Origin of the sequence: Paraburkholderia dipogonis (assembly GCF_046027395.1) — a bacterium.
GTDB classification, from domain to species: Bacteria; Pseudomonadota; Gammaproteobacteria; order Burkholderiales; family Burkholderiaceae; genus Paraburkholderia; species Paraburkholderia dipogonis_A.
In genome coordinates, this window is record NZ_JAQQEG010000015.1 from 55,695 (window position 1) to 74,303 (window position 18,609).

At 63.3% G+C, this 18,609-nt stretch carries 14 protein-coding genes and 1 pseudogene; 9 read left to right on the forward strand and 6 right to left on the reverse strand.

Going from position 1 to position 18,609, the window contains the following annotated elements:
* Positions 1-27: 27 nt before the first annotated feature.
* Complete coding sequence (locus PQR32_RS16875; RefSeq protein ID WP_408228841.1) at positions 28-840, reverse strand: hypothetical protein; 813 nt, start codon at positions 838-840, stop codon at positions 28-30.
* Positions 841-866: 26 nt separating this feature from the next.
* Positions 867-3,137: an alpha/beta hydrolase domain-containing protein gene (locus PQR32_RS16880; RefSeq protein ID WP_408228844.1), complete on the reverse strand. Its 2,271-nt coding sequence runs from the start codon at positions 3,135-3,137 to the stop codon at positions 867-869.
* Positions 3,138-3,380: 243 nt separating this feature from the next.
* Between PQR32_RS16880 and PQR32_RS16885 the strand changes: the two genes are divergently transcribed.
* Together PQR32_RS16885 and PQR32_RS16890 are read left to right on the forward strand one after the other, a co-directional pair.
* On the forward strand, positions 3,381-4,046 hold the full coding sequence (locus PQR32_RS16885; protein WP_408228847.1) for a GntR family transcriptional regulator: 666 nt from the start codon (positions 3,381-3,383) through the stop codon (positions 4,044-4,046).
* A 138-nt stretch (positions 4,047-4,184) separates the two neighbouring features.
* Positions 4,185-4,505 carry a DUF1330 domain-containing protein gene (locus tag PQR32_RS16890; RefSeq protein ID WP_408228849.1) on the forward strand — a complete coding sequence of 107 codons (321 nt, stop codon included), beginning with the start codon at positions 4,185-4,187 and terminating at the stop codon, positions 4,503-4,505.
* An 11-nt stretch (positions 4,506-4,516) separates the two neighbouring features.
* Here PQR32_RS16890 and PQR32_RS16895 read toward each other — a convergent pair whose 3' ends face one another.
* Positions 4,517-6,076: a serine hydrolase gene (locus PQR32_RS16895; RefSeq protein ID WP_408228851.1), complete on the reverse strand. Its 1,560-nt coding sequence runs from the start codon at positions 6,074-6,076 to the stop codon at positions 4,517-4,519.
* 278 nt (positions 6,077-6,354) lie between these two features.
* Here PQR32_RS16895 and PQR32_RS16900 point away from each other — a divergent pair, with 278 nt between their 5' ends.
* From PQR32_RS16900 to PQR32_RS16910, 3 genes are all read left to right on the forward strand, one after another.
* Positions 6,355-7,257, forward strand: coding sequence for a LysR family transcriptional regulator (locus tag PQR32_RS16900; protein WP_408228854.1), 903 nt, complete (start codon positions 6,355-6,357; stop codon positions 7,255-7,257).
* A gap of 198 nt (positions 7,258-7,455) precedes the next feature.
* The gene (locus tag PQR32_RS16905; RefSeq protein ID WP_408228857.1) at positions 7,456-9,405 is read left to right on the forward strand and encodes an aconitase family protein; all 1,950 of its coding nucleotides are present in this window, start codon (positions 7,456-7,458) and stop codon (positions 9,403-9,405) included.
* A 181-nt stretch (positions 9,406-9,586) separates the two neighbouring features.
* A complete protein-coding gene (locus PQR32_RS16910) occupies positions 9,587-11,053 on the forward strand; it encodes an MFS transporter (protein WP_408228860.1) in 1,467 nt (488 codons plus the stop codon).
* A gap of 160 nt (positions 11,054-11,213) precedes the next feature.
* Here PQR32_RS16910 and PQR32_RS16915 read toward each other — a convergent pair whose 3' ends face one another.
* On the reverse strand, positions 11,214-11,561 hold the full coding sequence (locus tag PQR32_RS16915) for an NAD(P)-dependent oxidoreductase (RefSeq protein ID WP_408228863.1): 348 nt from the start codon (positions 11,559-11,561) through the stop codon (positions 11,214-11,216).
* 7 nt (positions 11,562-11,568) lie between these two features.
* Between PQR32_RS16915 and PQR32_RS16920 the strand changes: the two are divergent.
* From PQR32_RS16920 to PQR32_RS16930, 3 genes and pseudogenes are all read left to right on the forward strand, one after another.
* Positions 11,569-12,118 (forward strand): annotated as a pseudogene (locus PQR32_RS16920) (MFS transporter); the annotation flags it as partial.
* A gap of 55 nt (positions 12,119-12,173) precedes the next feature.
* Entirely contained in the window at positions 12,174-13,049 is an 876-nt protein-coding gene (locus PQR32_RS16925; RefSeq protein WP_408228866.1) for a VOC family protein, read from the forward strand.
* 204 nt (positions 13,050-13,253) lie between these two features.
* Entirely contained in the window at positions 13,254-13,718 is a 465-nt protein-coding gene (locus tag PQR32_RS16930; protein ID WP_408228869.1) for a hypothetical protein, read from the forward strand.
* Between the two features lie 41 nt (positions 13,719-13,759).
* Here PQR32_RS16930 and PQR32_RS16935 read toward each other — a convergent pair whose 3' ends face one another.
* On the reverse strand, positions 13,760-15,040 hold the full coding sequence (locus PQR32_RS16935; RefSeq protein WP_408228872.1) for a hypothetical protein: 1,281 nt from the start codon (positions 15,038-15,040) through the stop codon (positions 13,760-13,762).
* 21 nt (positions 15,041-15,061) lie between these two features.
* Here PQR32_RS16935 and PQR32_RS16940 point away from each other — a divergent pair, with 21 nt between their 5' ends.
* A complete protein-coding gene (locus tag PQR32_RS16940; RefSeq protein WP_408228874.1) occupies positions 15,062-15,526 on the forward strand; it encodes a PRC-barrel domain-containing protein in 465 nt (154 codons plus the stop codon).
* Positions 15,527-17,137: 1,611 nt separating this feature from the next.
* Here the strand turns inward: PQR32_RS16940 and PQR32_RS16945 are convergent.
* Positions 17,138-18,433, reverse strand: coding sequence for an NRAMP family divalent metal transporter (locus PQR32_RS16945; protein ID WP_408228877.1), 1,296 nt, complete (start codon positions 18,431-18,433; stop codon positions 17,138-17,140).
* Positions 18,434-18,609 lie beyond the last annotated feature (176 nt).

Consider the following 18,609-nt stretch of genomic DNA (forward strand, 5'->3'; position numbering starts at 1 on the left):
CGCAGGCGTGACGCGCGCGGCGGGCAATCAACGCGGAAAGTAAATCGCCACGAACCCAGGATTCTGATTCGTCGCGCCGCTGGCGGGAATGCCCTGTTCGACCAGCACGGTCTGCTGTGCGGCGTTGTGGTAAATCCTCAACCGGATGGTCTGCGGATTGGCCGGCTGGCTGCTGTCGACATAGCCGGCATCCGACAATAACGAGGCAGCCTGCGCCGCGGTGAAGCTCTGGTTGACTGTCGTGACGGTGGTGGACGGATTGCCGTCGAACACGTTATCGGAGAAGCTGCCATCCGCGTTGACCGTCAAGGTGGACGACGGCGACGGCGCACCCTCGGCCTTCGCACCGCAATTTTCCCAGCCGTCGAACACGGTGCCGCTCGCGCCGAGCGTCGTCCAGTTCGCGGACGGCGTGACCGACACACTCCAGGTGTTGTCCAGCAGCGCGGCCACGCTCTTGATGTTGACGCCCGCGTTGACCCCGCTCACCGTGCCGATACTGTTCGTAGGCGCCGATACGCATGCCGTGCCGGCGCCCGTTACGTTGGTGGCCAGATGCGTCGACACGAGTGCGTTGTTCCCCACCACTAGCAGCGGCGCGGCGACGGGACTCACCAGCATGGCATTGGCGGTCGTCGTCGCCGCGGTGAGTGAGAGCGAAACGGCGCCGACGCTGCCGAGCGTCGTGCTGTTCTGATACACCGAAGCATTCGAAGACGGAGCGGGCGGCGCGGCGGCACTGTCACCACCATTGCCACCACCACCACCGCCGCCTCCGCATGCAGCAACCAGCGCAGCGACGGCGAACGCGGCGGCGGTGCATCCTGCTCTGTGCATCATGTCGTTCGCCCCCGGCGCGCGGCCTCTCAAGGTTGCGGCAGCAAAGTCGCGGACACGGCGCTCGCGTTCGCAATGAAGACGTTGGTGGCGTCGTCCTGCAGCAGATAGCCCTGGCTGACCAACGCGTTCGCCGCAGCCGCGACCGCGGCCTGATACTTCGAGCGGCTGCCGCCATAAAGCGTGGCGAGCGTGGTGCGCGTATCGGTGCCGCCGGCCTGCGCGGCGGCGCTCACCGCGAACGGAATCGCGGCGCCATTCGAAATGCAGCCGTCGCCGATCGCATGTCCCGCGCCGCGATAATTCCAGCCGGTGTAGGTGGCGAGCGGGGCGGCGACGTCGGGCACCAGCACGCCTGCCGTTTCGTTGCCGTTGGCATCCACTTTCGGCACGAGAATCGTGTACGCCTGTGCCGTGTTCACCACTGGAACCGCATTGCTATAGTCGGTCACGAACAACTGGTTGTACTCGCCATTGAAGGTCAATTGCAGCGAGGTGGGCGTCGCGGCCGTTCCGCTCGGCACCATCACGTTGGTCAGCGACGGGAAACCCACCGTGGCCTGGGTCGGCGCGACCAGCGTCCCAGCCGCCACGGTCGGATATTGCGACGCGGGCGGCGGCGTGCCCTTGCCGACCCAGGCGACGAGCGCCGGAATCAGCGCCCGTTCGACCGGTGTTTCTTCGACCGGCGAGCCCGGCAACTGGCATTGACTGCCCGCGGCCGGAACTGTCATGTTGCCGGTCGTTACGCCATTGCCGCCGCCGTGCTGCGTGCCTGCCACCAGGTAGTAGCGCACATTCGCGGGCAACTGGACGTCGTTGCCGCGTCCGTCGGTCACGACCAGCGATGCCGCGCCCCCCCACCACTCGAACGCGCCGTCGAGCTGCATGATCTTCGGACAGGTATTGGTGGCCGTGCATGCCTTCAGGATGCCGTCGGTGGCGCCGCTCACGGGGTCGGTCGTCGTCGCGTAAGTGAACGGGAACTGGAAGCCCGGCATGAAGTGATCTTCATGCTGTTTCGACCAGCGGCCGGGCTGCGCGAAGGCGGCATTGGTCCACGTGCGGCGCGCGGCCGAGATGATCGGGAACATGCCGTCGAACACGATCTTGCCGTGCTTGTCGACGTTGAAGCCCTCATACAGGAAGTCCTTCATGAAGCGGCCCGATTGCGAAATCCCTTCGCCGATCGCGATATCGAAGTTCGTGCTGGTCGAGCATGTCGTGGCGGCGCAACCCGCGTTCTTCAGATCGTTGAGCGGATTGGCGACGCCCTGCGCGTCGGCCGTATCGTATCGAAGGAACGACACCAGATCGCGCAAGGCGGCGAAACCGATGCCGTCGACGGTCGGCGCGGCGGCCTGATAGACGAAGCTGTAAATGGTCCCGGCGTCAGGCGCGACCTGCGCGCCGTTCGGGCCCGGCACGCTGGCGGGCGGCGTGAAGGTGACGGAATAATTGCCTTCGTAGACATTATTCGGCGTACTGACGTAGCTCCAGGTCGTCACCGGCTGGGACGGCGCGGTATAGGTTTCGAGGCCGCCTGGAATGCTGCCGTACGCGGTGAGCCACGACTGGCGCGCGGTGAACGTGACCGAAGACTTATCAGACAGATTGGCCGGTGGATACGTCAACGGAATGGTGGTGGGCGGCCCGCCCGCGTAGTCCGGAATGAATTCCTCGCGACTCAGGCCGGTCATCGGCGTGCCGTCCTTGTTGGTCGCCACCGGGAAGCTGGCGCCGAGCAGGCCGGCGCCGGACGTGGTGCTGTTGCCGACAAGCGGCACGTCGCCTTGCCAGCCGCTCCACAGGATCGTATAGCCGTTACGCAGCAGCGACGGGAAACTGGACGAGGGCGCCGCGCCGGTATCGAGCGCGCCGCCGCCCACGAACGACGCCGCGCCGATCTTGCTGCCGCGATTCACGACGTCGTAGAACAGCACGCGTTTGGCGGCCGACGCGTTCTGCGGGCGCAGGATCACCACGTCGGTCGTATAGGCGACGTAGCCGTCGCTGCCGACCGGCGCGTTCTTGAGGTTCACGATGCCCGCATTGAGCGGGTCGTTCGGATCGAGTTCGCCGTGCACGACCGCGCTGATCACCTGGTAGGGACCCGCCGCGCCGGCCGGCGTCGCGCCGCCGAACGCCGGAGCGCTCGACACGATCTGGAAGCTCTGGATGAAGCCGGCGCCCTTCGCCATGGTGGGCGAGGACGATGACACGCTGTCGTGCCCGCAGCCACCGAGCAAGGCGATTCCGACACCGACTCCTACGGATACAGCTACCGACTGCACCTTCATGGTCAGGCCTCCGAACACGGTCAGGGAAAAGGAGTGCGCGCGCGTGGATGCGACGGACCGTGATCGGGCGAACAACGCCGATATGCCCAAATTGGCCTGTCAATATTTTGTAAGGGGTTTATCTTTATATTTATAAGCCTCATCCGTATTTATAATTCGACCGACGCCGTTCTCAACTATCGTTTACGCGTACAGTGGCAGCATGCTCGTTGTGGTGAACTCGATTCCGTCTGGAGTCCAAACATGACAAACAAGCTCACGCTCGCAGACCGGCTGCGGGAATCCATCGAGGAAGCCATTGCGACCGGCGACCTGCCGCCCGGCGCACGGCTCGATGAGGCGGAACTGATCGCGCGCTTCGAGGTGTCCAGAACGCCCGTGCGGGAAGCGCTGCTCCAACTGGCCGCGGCAGGCATGGTGGAGATGCGGCCGCGGCACGGCGCCGTGGTCGCGAAGATCAGCCTGCACCGGCTGATCGAGATGTTCGAGGTGATGGCCGAACTCGAGGCGATGTGCAGCCGGCTTGCCGCGCGCCGCATGAACGCACAGGAACTGCAGGTGCTGCGCGAGGCGCATGTCGCGTGTCAGAAAGCGCGGGACGCCGGCAGCCCGGATGAGTATTACCACCTGAACGAGCGCTTTCACTGCCTGATCTATCACGGCAGCCACAACACTTTTCTGCACGACCAGGCGAAGGCGCTCCACAAGCTGCTGCGTCCGTACCGGCGTTTGCAGTTGCGCGTCAAGGGACGTGTCGCCGCCTCGTTCGACGAACATCAGGCGGTCGTGGATGCGCTCGAAGCGGGCGACGGCGAAGCCGCCGCCGCCGCGTTGAGAGGGCACATTCTGGTTCAGGGCGAACGCTTCGGCGACCTGATCGCCGCGCTCGCGCAAGTCAGCGCGGAATAGCGGCGGGGCGCGGTTGCCTGAAGCGCCGGGCTCTAATTTTCTTTACCTCTCACGTAATCGACGTGCGTCATACGCGAGGCGACCATAGGCGGTATGCGAGTTTTCATTTCGCATCCACCCACTGCCAGGAGCCTCACTATGACCGCCTATGCGATTGCCCATCTGCACGACGTCGAACTGGGCGACGACATCGTCGAATATCTCAACAGCATCGACGGCACGCTCGCACCGTTCGACGGCCATTTCATCGTGCACGGCGCACGCCCCGAAATCCTCGAAGGCGAATGGCACGGCGATCTGATCGCGATTGCGTTCCCCGATCTCGCCGCCGCGCGCGCCTGGTACGCATCGGACGCATATCAGCGCATCCTGCCGTTGCGCACGCGGCATGCGCGCGGGCCGGTGATCCTGATCGACGGCGTGGACGAGCGGCACAAGGCGGCCGATATCCTGAGATGAAAGCGGCGGCATCAACGCGTGAACGTCCCGAGCCCTTCCGCGTTGTAGTACTCGAGCGTCACCTGATTGCTCAGGAACGACACCTTGGAGATCGTCCCCGGCGCGGCGTTTTCGTTGACGAGCATGAAGGTGAAGGTATCGCCGTCCCAGTGCGAAAGCGGCAGGCGCAAGGGCGTGGCGCCGATCGTCAGGAGCAGCGCGCCGTTCGCCGCCGAGATCTGGATCGGCCCGTAATAGTCGTTGCTATAGGTGCCCGTGTAGGTGGACAGCGCCCGCGCGGGTAGCGGCGCTGCGGGCGGCGTCACGCCGACGAGCGAACCGGCCGGTTTGTTGAGGTCCGCAAACGCCTCGCTATACGCCGCAAACCAGTCGCGTTGGATGGAGCCGAACTGCACGATATCGAAGAACTGCGCGGTGAGCGTTTCCGGCACGCCGAGCGGATAGCCATTGGTGAGCGCAACGATCGCGCAGCCCGTCGACGGCACCACCACGAAATTGGTCGCGGCGCCCGCGCCGAATGCGCCCGAATGACTGTATGTCGCGCGCCCTGCCGCGGTGGTGCCGACGTTGAAGCCGAAGCCATAGTAGGACGCGTTCTGGCCGTTGCCGGCCGGCTGGATCTGCGATTGCTGGCTGATCGCCGCGTTGAGCGCGGCGGCGTCGACGATGCGCGTGCCGTTGAACACGCCCTGGCCCAGCATCAGCGTCAGCCACTTCGCCATATCGATCGCGGAGGAGCTCACGCCGCCCGCGGGCGCTTGCGCATCCGGCATCGAGCCCAGGCCGACGACCCATTGGCCGTTGCGCTGCACGTGCCCGGTAGCCCGGTTCGCGCGGGCGATGAAATCAGCGTAGCGCGAACTCGTGCTGGTCATGCCGAGCGGCTGGTAGAGGCTGCGATCCGAGAGCGTTGCCCAATCGAGTCCGGTGGCGGTGGCCACCGAGATCGCCCCCGCCGTCAGGCCGAAGTTCGTATAGGCATACGAACGGCGGAACGGCGCCAGCGGCAAATAACGCAGGTGTTCGAGGATGGTGGTCTGATCATAGCCCATGTCTTCCAGCAGATCGCCTGCGTGATCGGGCAAGCCGGAGCGGTGCGCATACATGTCGCCGACCGTGACCTGCGCGCTCACGGTCGGATCCGCCAGCGTGAACCACGGCAGATGCGCGCGCAACGGTGTATCCCACGTTACGGCGCCGATGCCGACCTGATGCGCGACCACCATCGAGCCGACCGGCTTCGACAGCGACGCGAGCTGGAACACCGTGTCGGCATCCACGGCGAGGCCCGAGCCGATCAGCCGGGTGCCGAAGCCTTTCGCATAGACCGTTCGCAGGTTGCGCACCACGGCGACCGACATGCCGGGCACGCCGGTGCTGGTCATGAGATTGTTGGCGAGCGTGTCCAGTTGCGCGAGGGCGGCGTCGATCTGGGAATCAGGCACAGGCCCGTTTGGATTGGTGTTGCCGCCGCTGCCCGAATTGTTCAATTCATTGGAACCGCCGCATGCGGTGACGGCCCCGCATAGCGCCACGCCGAGAAAGCGCCGGCGTCCTTGCACTGAGGTCATGTCGTGTCTCCGGATAACTTCTTCTGGCTTGTTTGAATCCAGGCTCGTACGGCGGCCGTGACGGCTTGACGCGTCGCGTCAAGCCGCATTGTTCCGTTGCGAACGCGTTGCCTAGTGTAGGCAGCAAAGAAGCGAATCGAAAGCCGGTTGCGGGAATGGCAGGCATTCTGGCTTGGAGAAGAGCGTTACACTTGCCCATCTTTTTTGCGTAGATACCTTCATCCTGATGCCGGGTTCGCTGTCGAGTTCTTCGGCCTCACGCGTATGAAGAAGCAACAATGGAAAACCTTCTCAAGAAACTCGACCTCACCTCGCTGCGCCTGTTCGTCGCCGTCTGCCAGGAGCGCAACATCGCGCGCGCGGCGGAGCGCGAGTTCATCGCATCGTCCGCCGTCAGCCGGCGCATCGCCGAGATCGAGGCGGTGATCGGCTTGCCAGTGATCCAGCGCCAGTCGCGCGGCATCACCGTGACTCCGGTCGGCGAGACCGTGCTGCGCTACGCGCTGGCGATCATCGGCAATATCGAACAGATGAGCGCGGAGCTGTCGCGCTTTTCGTCGGGCGCGAAAGGGCGCGTGCGGGTGGTGGCGAATCTGTCCTCGATCGTGCAGTTTCTGCCGGAAGACGTGGCCGCGTTCGGGCGCGCGTTCCCGGAAGTGTCGATCGAACTGGAAGAGGAAAACAGCGCCGACGTGCTGCGGATCGTCGGTGAGCACGCGGCGGACTTCGGCATCTGCAATCCGGTGGCCGGCAGCGAGGCGTTCGAACAGGTGCCGTATCGGCAGGATCGTCTCGCGGTGCTGGTGCCGGGCGGCCATCGACTCGCCGGCGCGTTGCGTGTGACGTTCGACGAACTGCTCGACGACAGCTTCGTCGGCCTGCGCAGCGAGAGCGCGCTGACGCAACTGCTCACGCGGCAGGCGGCCGCTGCGGGGCGGCAACTCGACGTGAAGATTCGCGTCAGCAGTCTCGACGCGCTTTGCCGGATGGTGCACGCCGGGCTCGGCATCGCGGTCGTGCCCGAGCAGGTCGGGCTGCTCTATGTGAATGCGCTCGACGTAAGCCTGCTGTCCTTGAGCGATGCGTGGGCGGTGCGCCGCCTCATCATGATCTTCAAGGCGCGCGACCAGTTGAGCGCGAGCGCGGCGGCACTGGTCGGGTTTCTCGGCAAAGGCGTTTGACGCGGGCGACGGCGGGCGAATCGGCAGAGGCATGTCTGCGCCGGCTGCCGGGTGTCGTATGCCGGCGGCGTCGCGCCACCGCCCGGACCGTGTCGGGCACGATCGCACCGATCATCGCCAAACGAGAGGTCTGCGTTGCCGTACCGGCACTTCGGCATTGCCCGCGCGCGCCGTATAGTGAGCGCAAGGAGAATGCATATGAGCGACACGATTCGTCTGGACGGCCGCGTGCTGTACCTGTCCCAGGACCCCGCGGTGATCGAGGCGCAACTCGCCGGCGAGAACTTCACGCGCGCCACGGCGGGCCCATTGCGCGACAACGTCTCCACCGACGAGATCACGCCGGTCACCGTGATGCTCACGTACGACGAACGCCTCGGCCAGTATCCGTACGTCGGCTTCAAGACTGGCGAGCGCATGCCGATCGGCCGCGATGCGGTGAAGAACGGCGGCTTTCAGGTGACGGTGGCGGGCAAGCGCTACGGCAAGGGTTCATCGCGCGAATCGAGTCCGTTGGCGGAGCTCTCGGCCGGTATCCGGCTGATCGTCGCGGAGAGCTTCGAGCGGATCTATCAGCAGAATTGCGACAACATCGGCATTCTCACCACCACTGACTTTTCCGTGCTCGATCGTTTGATCGCGGGGGAAGCGGTGCCCATCGACGAGTTTCTCAAAGGCCGCGACGCGCTCACGCAGCAGATCATTCGCAGCGGCGGCCTGCTCGCCTACAGCAAGTTTGCCGACTGGCCCGCGCCGCGCGTGGGCGATAACACTAACGTGGCGCAGGCCGCGGAGCCGAAGACGCTGGTCGAAAAGATCATCGAACGGCATCTGCATCCGGGCAGCGTGGGCGCGCAGCGCGGCGACGGCGTGTTCATCGCCGCTGACTGGCGCTTCAGCCACGACTACTTCACCGGCATGTGCGCGCACCTGATGCATCGCGCGTTCGGCAAGCCGGCGCCGCTGCATGCGCCAGATCACATCATCGCGTTCCAGGATCATCTGGTGCTCGCATCGCAGAGCATTCCGCATGTGCGCGACGGTCTGCTGCCGGGCGTCGCCAATCTGATGGAAGGGCATACGTCGTTCTCGCGCGACTATCCGGTGCGTTCGCACGGCGCGCTCGACAGCATGCCGGGCTCCGAAGGCATCTGTCACGCGTTGATGGCCGAGCAATACGCGTTGCCGGGACAGGTGGCGTGCGGCACCGATTCGCATACGCCGCATTCGGGCGCGCTCGGCTGTCTCGCATTCGGTGCGGGCGCAACGGAAATCGCCAATAGCTGGGTGACGGGTTATGTGCGTTGCAAGGTGCCGGAGACCTTGCGCATCGAAATCAGCGGTCATTTGCGCGACGGCGTGACCGCGAAGGACGTGGTACTGCATCTGCTGCAGATGGACGCGATCCGCTCGGGCGGTGCGATCGGCCTCGTGTTCGAATACGGCGGCGCGGCCGTGCGCGCGATGTCGATCGACGAGCGCGCGACCTTGACCAACATGGTCGCGGAACTGGGTGGCTTCACCGGCATCGTCGAACCGGACGAACGCACGGTCGCGTTTCTCAAAGAGCGGCGCGGCGTCGATTTCACGCTTGAAAACTGGATGAAAAGCGATGCGGGCGCGACCTATCGCGACACGATTTGCATCGATGCAAGCGCCATCGAGCCGATGCTCGCGCGCCCCGGCGATCCCGGCAACGGTGTGCCGGCGCCGCAACTGGAGCAGGACGTCGCCATCGATATCGCTTACGGTGGTTCATGCACCGCGGGCAAGCGCGAAGACTTCGATTTCTATTACGAGGTGCTGCGCTGGGGTGTCGAGCAAGGTATTCGTGTGCCCGATGGCACGCGTCTGTTCCTGCAGTTCGGCACCATGGCAGTGCGCGCGTATTGCGAGGAGCAGGGCTATTTGCCGGTCTTCGAACGCGCGGGTGTGACGCTCGTCATGCCGGGCTGCGGGTCGTGCGCGAATTGCGGGCCGGGTCAATCGGCCGAGGCGAACGAGGTGACGATCAGCGCGATCAACCGCAATTTTCCGGGCCGTTCCGGGCCGGGCAATGTGTGGCTCGCGAGTCCGTACACGGTGGCGGCGAGCGCGCTGGCCGGAAAAATTACGACCTTCGAACAATTGAAGCGCGCGCGCGGCTAGAATGCTGGCCGGACCTTGGGCCCGGCATCGTGGCGCGTGTGACGCGCAAAAGTACGAGAGGCCGGTACGAGACCGGCCCGGCGAGGCTTATTCTTTCGCCAGAGTCATCGGCAACTATGTTGCTTGGGACCGGAGTAGGGCACTAAAGCGCCAACTCCGCTCGACACAGGAGACAGACAAAATGGCATCCCCCGATCACGCCGGCTCCGTCGCGAAGAAGAGCGGCGGCGCGGCGCATTCCGATGGCGCGGCCAATCGCGCCGCTGCGGCCGCGCCGCTCGACGCCGGCAGCATTTCCGCGCGCCTCGACCGGCTGCCCGCCACGCGCGCCGTCTGGAAGCTGGTGGTGCTGCTGAGCCTCGGCTTCTTCTTTGAACTCTACGATCTGCTGTACTCCGGCTACGTCGCGCCGGGCCTCGTCAAAAGCGGTCTGCTGACGGCGACCACACACGGCCTGTTCGGCTCGACCGGCGTCGCGAGTTTTATCGCGGCGCTGTTCAGCGGCCTCTTTATTGGCACGATCGCGTGCGGGTTTCTGGCGGATCGCTTCGGACGCCGGGCCGTGTTTACGTATTCGCTACTGTGGTACACGGCGGCCAATGTCGTGATGGCATTCCAGGAAACGGCGACCGGGTTGAACTTCTGGCGCTTCGTGGCGGGGATCGGCATCGGCGTCGAACTGGTGACGATCGGCACGTATATTTCCGAGCTCGTGCCCAAGCAGATTCGCGGCCGCGCGTTTGCGTGCGAGCAGGCGGTCGGCTTTACCGCGGTGCCCGTGGTGGCGTTCCTGTCGTATCTGCTGGTGCCGCGCACGCTGCTCGGCCTCGACGGCTGGCGCTGGGTCGTGCTGATCGGCGCACATGGTGCGCTCTTCGTATGGTGGATTCGTCGCGCGTTGCCGGAAAGCCCGCGCTGGCTCGCGCAGCAGGGACGTCTTGCCGAAGCCGATCGTGTGATGACCGAACTCGAAGCGAAAGTGCGTCGCGAGTACGGGCGTGAGTTGCCGCCGCCCGCGCCACCGATGCCGGTCGCGCCGCGGGGGAGCTTCCGTGATATGTGGGTGCGCCCTTACCGCAGCCGCACGCTGATGATGACGATCTTCAACATTTTCCAGACGGTGGGCTTTTACGGCTTTGCGAACTGGGTACCGACGCTGCTCATCAAGCAGGGCATCACGATTACCACGAGCCTGATGTACTCGAGCGTGATCGCGCTGGCTGCGCCAGTAGGTCCGGTTATCGGGCTTTTCATCGGCGACCGGTTCGAGCGCAAGACTGTGATTGTGGTGATGGCTGCCGTGAATATTGTCTGCGGGCTGTGGTTCAGCCAGGCATCGGGCGCGGTGCTGCTGGTGAGCCTCGGGGTGTGTCTGACGCTTGCCGGCAATATCATTTCCTACAGCTTCCATGCCTACCAGACCGAACTCTTTCCAACGAGCATTCGCGCGCGCGCGGTAGGGTTCGTCTATTCATGGAGCCGCTTTTCGGCGATCTTCACAGCGTTTCTGATTGCCGCTGTGTTGAAGCAGTTTGGCACCACTGGTGTTTTCGTCTTTATCGCTGGGGCGATGCTGATCGTCATGCTGGCAATCGGGTTGATGGGACCGCGTACGAAGGGTATTGAGCTGGAAAAAATATCTCAGTAGCTTGTGGAGAGACGCGTCAGAACCATGCTGTGCGGCTGCAGGCAAGCGGAGAGGCCGACGTGCTTCGTGCGCAGAACGGCCAGCTACGCAAGCGCATTGACGATCAACTGCTGGAGGCGGGCGTCCCTTGTCTTCGCCACCTCGGTCGGGCAAGTGTGGATCAAACGGGCGATACGGCAGGGCGGCCAGCGGCGTACGCCGCAATGTTCGCCAGTACGAGTTGCGACATGGCTTCGCGCGTCTCGGTCGTTCCACTTCCGATATGAGGGGTGAGCACAACATTGTCGAGCGTCAGCAAAGCGCGTGGCACGTGCGGCTCATTCTCGAAGACGTCAAGGGCGGCGCCGCCGAGCGTTCGCTGCGTCAGCGCTTCGACGAGCGCGCTTTCGTCGACGACGGAGCCTCTGGCGACGTTGACGAGCATGCCGGCGGGGCCCCGCGCGTGCAAGACCGTTGCATCGACCAAATGGTGAGTGGCGGAGCCACCCGGCAAGGACAGGATCAGCACGTCAGCGACCTGGTTTCCAACCTATCTCGTGAGCGAACGCCATATGGCGTGGCTCAAGGTCGGGTTCTTCGCGATCCTGCCGTTCGTCGGTGCCTCAGTTGGCGTGCTGTTCGGTGGGTGGCTCTCCGATCTGCTGCTGCGACGCACTGGACGTATCAACCTGGCGCGCAAGCTCCCCATCATTAGCGGACTGTTGCTTTCGTCGAGCATTGTGGCAGCGATATATATGAAGAGCGATGCCGCCGATCGCCGTACGCTCGCTGGCGTTTTTCGGACAGGGCATGGGCGGCCTTGGCTGGTCGATCATTCCAGACATTGCGCCCAAACGCCTGATGGGGCTGACCGGTGGCATTTTCAACTTCACGGCCAACATCGCAGGGATCGTCACGCCGAACGTGATCGGCGCTATCCTTGCACTGACCGGCTCGTTCTATTGCGGGCTCGTGTTCATCAGCGCAGTGGCTTTGCTGGGCGCGGCATCGTATATTTTCATTCTTGGGGATATCCGGCGCGTTGAATTGCCCGAGGTCGGTGGTGCGACGAAGAACTCCGCATGAGCCCTGTACTTAAGCATTGACGTTACCTAACGCATAGACCTTCGAAGGCAATCAGATGGAGCGTTTCGATTACGCACGCGAGGACACTGGCAATCTGGTCCTGCTCGAGCATGTCAACCTCACGATACCGGACCAGCGTCTCGCGACTGCTTTCTACGTCAGCGGACTTGGGCTCACGCGCGATCCCTTTTTGATGACCGGCGTGAGCAATATGTGGATCAACGTCGGCCGGTCACAGATTCACTTGCCGCACGGCGACGCACAACGCCTGCGCGGGCGCGTCGGTCTGGTCGTGGGCACGCGGCAGTCGCTGGTTGATCGGCTGGGCGCGGTTCGGTCGGTGCTCGAAGAAACCAGCTTCGGATGGACCGAGCGGGCCGACTGCACGGAGGTTACCTGCCCGTGGGGAAACCGTTACGACTGTCTCGATCCCGACGCGTACCCGGCAGACGTGCCATGGTCGGGTATCGATCTCGGGATTGCTTACGTGCAACTCGATGTGCCCATTGGTTGCGCGGGGTCGATTGCGGCGTTCTACCGCGGGATGCTCGATGCGTCCGTCGAAGTGCGCGATCACCATGGTTCGCAGCAGGCGGTGATTGCGGTCGGGACGCATCAGCAACTTATCTACGCGGAAACGCCCGATGCAAGCCCGGACTATGATGGGCACCACCTGCAGATCTATGTGGCCCGCTTCTCCGAACCGTACGCACGGCTCGCCGCACGCGGGCTGGCCTATAGCGAGGAGCCTCATCAATATCGCTTCGCCGACCTCATCGATCTCGCGAGCGGCGCGCATTGCTTCAAGCTCGAACATGAGGTTCGTAGTTTGCACCATCCGCTCTATGCGCGACCGCTGGTGAACCGGAATCCGGAGCAAAGTAACCGGGATTACCGTATGGGTGGAGATGTGCGCAGCGGCGCGTTCTAGTCGGCGCTCGTAACGTCGACGATGCGCGCCTTCCCTAAGGCTGCCGGTTCGCTGCGATTCTGCTCCGGCGTCGGAGGCGCGTTGTGTTGGGTTGCTTCCAGGTTGGCCTCGAGTGCGATCATATCTTCGCTGGTCAGTCGTGGCGCCGCCGCTTCCACGACGATTCTTTCGATCCGGACTCGCGCTTCCGTGAGTTGCTCGGGCGTGATGCTGCCCAGCGAGAACAAACCAGTGAACCCAGATTTCGAAAATCGGGAATGCCCGGATGATCCGACCTTGGACCAGCGCGGGCGCCTTCAAACGGGGCGGGAAATGAAAGAGGTTGGTTTCAATGCCGTCTGCCGTAAGCCGGCTGAGCTAACCCGGCTCGAAAGCATGATCTTCAGGCTGCCACGCCTTGAAGCAGTGGATGGCTTCCACATCGTGCCATCCACCGCGGAGCTTGGGCCGACCGATCCGGGCCCGGACGCGGTTGATCGAAATTATTGCAGAGTCAAGACGGACGCGACGTTCTCAATTGCGGCGCGCCCGTTGCGACCTTTTCGAAGACCGGCGCTTGTCGAACGTCAGGAACTCCGACGATCGACGGCAAGACGGCGCCTAATGCCAGAACAACGCGATCAGAATAATGATGGGAATGGGCACCCCGAGCATGTAAAGAAGAATTGAGCGCATACACACCTCCTTCGGTAAATGGATCGTAATTTCAATCAGGGTTGGCGTACGCGGCCGCCATGAGTTGCCATCAGACTCGCAGAGAATGCGCCCATCAGAAGCGAGATGAATAACCACAGCGACGCACCGATTGTGACTTTGCGTGCCTTGTCGGCGGCATCCTTGGCGGCAACATCGAGGGCAGTGATTTTCTGCAGCAGGCGCGTGTAGGTGGTCACCACACGAGATTGTGCTGCTTCTGGCGTAAGACCGGTACGCTGCGCAACAAGCTGGGTTAAATAGGCAGTATCTTCCGGCGACAATTGATCGCCCGTTGCGGCGCTGTTTAGGAATATCCGCGCCGTTTCCGCGCGTGCCGTCTCGTTGCGACCTTCCGGGGTGGCGGGTACGGCGAGTGACGAACCGGCGGGCATCCGGAATAGCGAATCGACGAAGTAGCCGAGCGGCCACGTGTTCGTCGCAGCCTCTGCATTGCCGCGTTGGATCGTCCCCATCGTAACCGGGCCACCTGCCGCGGCAGTTGCCGCGGCGGTCTGCGCGCCGGCCCGCACAATGCCCGACGCGGCTGATGTCAATATGGCGGCGGTGAAGAGCGTCGCCACGGCCCAACTCAGAAAACCATGCGCCGTGTCCCTGAAGTGCATTTCATCGGCGTCGACTGTCAGCCAGCGGCCACGTAGGCGTCCCGCCAGATAGCCGCCTAGTCCAGAGGTGAGAATCGAAGTGACGCAAACCCATACGACGGCGGCAAAGCCGAACGCTTTCGCATTCGAGGGCGCCGATGACCACGGGGAGATCGACGTCAGGCCGAGGCCCGTGCCCAATGTCAGCAGGATGAGGGCGAACGCGGCCGCGCCGACGCCGCCCGCGAACACGGCTCCCCATGAGACCGCGGCCTCATGTTGACGGCCTAACAGCGCAGGATCCTTCGTGGCCAGCGTGTAGTCCGCTGGATCTATTGTGTTGTTCATTGACAGCCTCCATGACCTTGTTGATCCGCCGTTGTCGACGCCAACCCTTTCGGCATCACCGCGATGCCCACGCGGGATGAATCGTCTGCGTAGGCAGCATTTTTTGTGCCGCTCGGACCAGGCAGCGTCGCGTACGAGAAAGTCGTCGCGGCGCCGAAAAGTCAGCACCACCGGAAGCCGCGGGTTTGCGTTTGTTGTGGACGCCATCGACGCGAGAACGTGGTGCGCCCGACGCCCAGGAAATATTTCGGCGGTATCGAAAACAAACCGTGCGAAGGAGCGACTGCAAGCTTGGCCCGGCGAGCGCAGCCAGCGGGCATAGTCGTTGCGCGTAAAGATTGTCAACCTGATATTTCGGAGTACATCATGAGCACATTGGATCCGCGGGGCAGCGTGTCCGGCAGCGGCGCGCAGATTGTCGGCGGCGGCGGGGGTGACGGGCCAGGCCCGGACGTCATGGCCGCGTCGACGCTCAAGGGCACAAAGGTCATTTCGTCGGACGGCGAAGACGTCGGCAAGATTTCAGACATCATGCTCGACGTACGCGGCGGCAGAGTGGCGTACGCGGTGTTGGCTGAAGGCGGGTTCCTTGGGATGGGCACGAACCTGCACGCCATACCCTGGCGCGCCCTGACGCTCGATACGGATGAGAAATGCTTCCGCGTGAGCATTGCTGCCCAGCGAATCAAGGAAGATCCGGGCTTTGACAAGGATCACTGGCCGTCAATGGCAGATGCTGCGTGGGGTACGACGGTCCATCAGTATTACAACCGCGATCCGTATTGGTCAGCTGCACGCGATGTCGACGAGCCGCGGCAGAGCGATATCTAGAACGTGGGCTTGGAGCGCTGCCAGAGCGGCACGTTAGTGCTGCCCTGGCGTTAAAGCAATTAGGGAGGCAATGATGAAAGCAGCGAGGAAAGCGGTAGTCTGTTCGGTAATTCTGTTCGCGTTCGCCGGTGCCGCGTTCGCACAGGGAGCAGGGGGTGCTGGAGGCGGCGGAACTGGTGGAGGGGGAGGTGGCACTGCCGGACAAGGCGGCACCGGCATGAGCAAGCCTGATACCGGCGGGACGACCGGCACGACCTCCACTTCGAAAGGTTCGAGCACAAATAAATCGCCCACCCGCATGCCGCAGAATGACCCGCACGCCAAGGGCGCGTCAGACACGGCCGCATCAGGCGCGCAGTGAACTGTACGGAGCGCTCGTGGCGGAAACCTTCGAAGCAATCTGCGGCACGAGTCGGATCTTCGGGAGACTTGACGGCGACGGGGTCGTGGTCCCCCAAGGTCAGCTGGCGCGTCGTTCTGGCAGCCCCCACCGCGACGCGTCGGCGGACAGTGAGAATGGGGTGAGCGGCTGACAATTCCAGTAGTCCGGCGAGGCTCGAGGACGATTGCGCCGACGCACAGCACTAGCAGCAGCATGACGCGCGGTGCGTCGGCCAGCGAAGTGATCAGGCCAACCGCAGGGAGACCTCGACTGTCCGTGTACAGCCGTGACGGATGTCGAGAGATGGAGGCGAACTTCTGGTGAAGACTGCTCAAGCGAGCGCCTTTGTTACGCCCACGCCCGCGTACCGCACTCTATGGTTCATCGAGCCATCGAGGGGCGTAAGCCACGGAGCGTTCGCTGTGCCCATGATGGCTGGCTTTCAGCCCGGCCGCTGTGATCATCAGATCACGTCAGTGAGAATTCGGCGGAGCCCGTCCGCCTTCATGGGAGAAACCTTCGGCGCGTGAGCAGCGATTCGTCGGGCTAACGCGCGCGCGCACCGATCGATGCGCGCACCTGACGATGGAGACGAAAATGAAAATCCTCTTCAAATGCTTCGCAGCTGCAGCACTGATGTCGACTTTTGCGGCGACCGGATCCGCGCAGAATTCAGGCGCGGCCCGCGCGGCTGGAGTTAGTGGTGTAGGGACGGCCCGCGCCGGGGCGGGGATGCGAGGTGCTAGCGTCGCGGAGACGTCTCCGGGTGGCGATCGATCAGGCATGCCTGGCGCAATCCGCACGCCCCATTCTGCGTCGGCGGCCTCCGGACGACGTGAGACGGCGCCGGATAACCGCGGTGCGAGCGCGCCGGCTGATCAGGGGGTGACGCGCGGGGGACCTGAGAATCCGAGCGGACTGAAGAAGCCCGATTGACTCGCCAGTGTGTTCAGGAACGCCTCTGGGCTCCGATCGTAAAGGGATCGACGCGCAGTTCAGGAGAAGATGAGAAACGGGACTATCGATTTTCCGATCGTTCGCAATTCATCACTTCTTGTTCCGCGGCCGACTGTTTTCGGACGAGGGCGGGTGTCGAGCGTCCTCTTGCTCGGCGGTGGTTGCGGGCCTGGCATTCCTGGACGGGTTCCATTAAGGCCGGACATTGGATGCGCGAAGCAGGTATGCAATATAAATCCAGGGTGGCTCGCGCGCCCGCACGGCTCGCGCACTCAAGGAGCGAGCATGAACCAGAACATGGCGAGCGCGGCAGCGCCCATTGCCATCGTCGCGGCCCAGCCGCTGATGCGAAGGCGCACTGGAATGATGAAGCTGCCCATGATCTTCGGATTCACCGCCATGAACATGATCAGTCCCATGATCGGGACGGAAACCACGCCGTTGATCACGGCGCTCCAGTAAAGCGCCTTGATAGGGTCGATCCTCGTAAAGCCGATCATGAGACCGACTAGTGTAGACAGGGCGATGATGCCGTAAAAACGCTTTGCCAGTTGCGGTTTCAGAGCGAGGCTGTTTCGCCAGTTAAACGCACCCGCCATTGCATAGGCTGCAGATCCCGCGAGCACTGGCAACGCGAGCAGGCCCGTGCCGATGATTCCCAGACTGAACAGAGTGAACGCGAAGTTTCCAGCGATGGGTTTGAGGGCAACAGCGGCCTGCGAAGACGTCTGTATGTCAGTCACGCCGTGCGCATTCAAGGTTGCGGCAGTCGTCAGGATGATGAAAAAAGCCACCACGTTTGAAAATCCCATCCCGATCCAGGTGTCCATCCGGATGCGGCGCAAGTTGGACCGACCCTGCTCTGGTGCGTTTTTGAGTGCGCGCTGGCCCGTTTCGGCGCGCATCTCTTCCACCTCCTGTGAAGCCTGCCAGAAGAACAGGTACGGACTGATGGTGGTACCCAGTACAGCGACGATCGTCGTGAGGTAATCGCTTTTCCAGGACAGGTGCGGAACAAACGTGCGTACCAGCACGGTCTGCCATGGGACCTGCACGACAAACACGGTGGCCACGTAAGCGAACAGCGCGAGCGTCAGCCACTTCAGTACGCGTACGTAACTGCGATAGGGAATGAAGACCTGCAACAGCACGGATATCAGTGCAAATGCAACGGTGTAAAGACGTGTTGGGCCGCCGATGACCAGGTTGACCGCCGCGCCCATTGCCGTGAGGTCGGCCGCGATGTTGATCGTATTGGCGATCAGGAGCAGGACCACGGAGGTGTAGAGCAGCCATGCGGGATAGTGCCGCCTGATGTTTGTCGCCAGGCCGTGACCACTCACGCGCCCCAATCGGGCGCTCACGATCTGGATGGCCACCATCAGCGGATAGGTGATAATGATGGTCCACAGCATGTTGAAGCCGAACTGCGCACCCGCCTGCGAATAGGTCGCGATGCCGCTCGGATCGTCGTCCGCGGCGCCGGTAACCAGGCCCGGGCCGAGCTTTTCCAGCCACGACTGAACCTCGGGATCCGGCTTGTCGGACGGGTTGATGTCGATGTCCATTACGGCGCCTGTGGGAAAAATGTCGAACATAGTGCGAGCGGGGACGGTCATGCCTCATGGACCTTTCAATTCGGGCGCTGCAAGGTACGCTGCATGTACGGAAGCCATCTGACGGACCGTCCGTGCCCCCTGTCAGTAACCGATGCTGACCGTCGTTTCCGACGGCCTTGACCCGT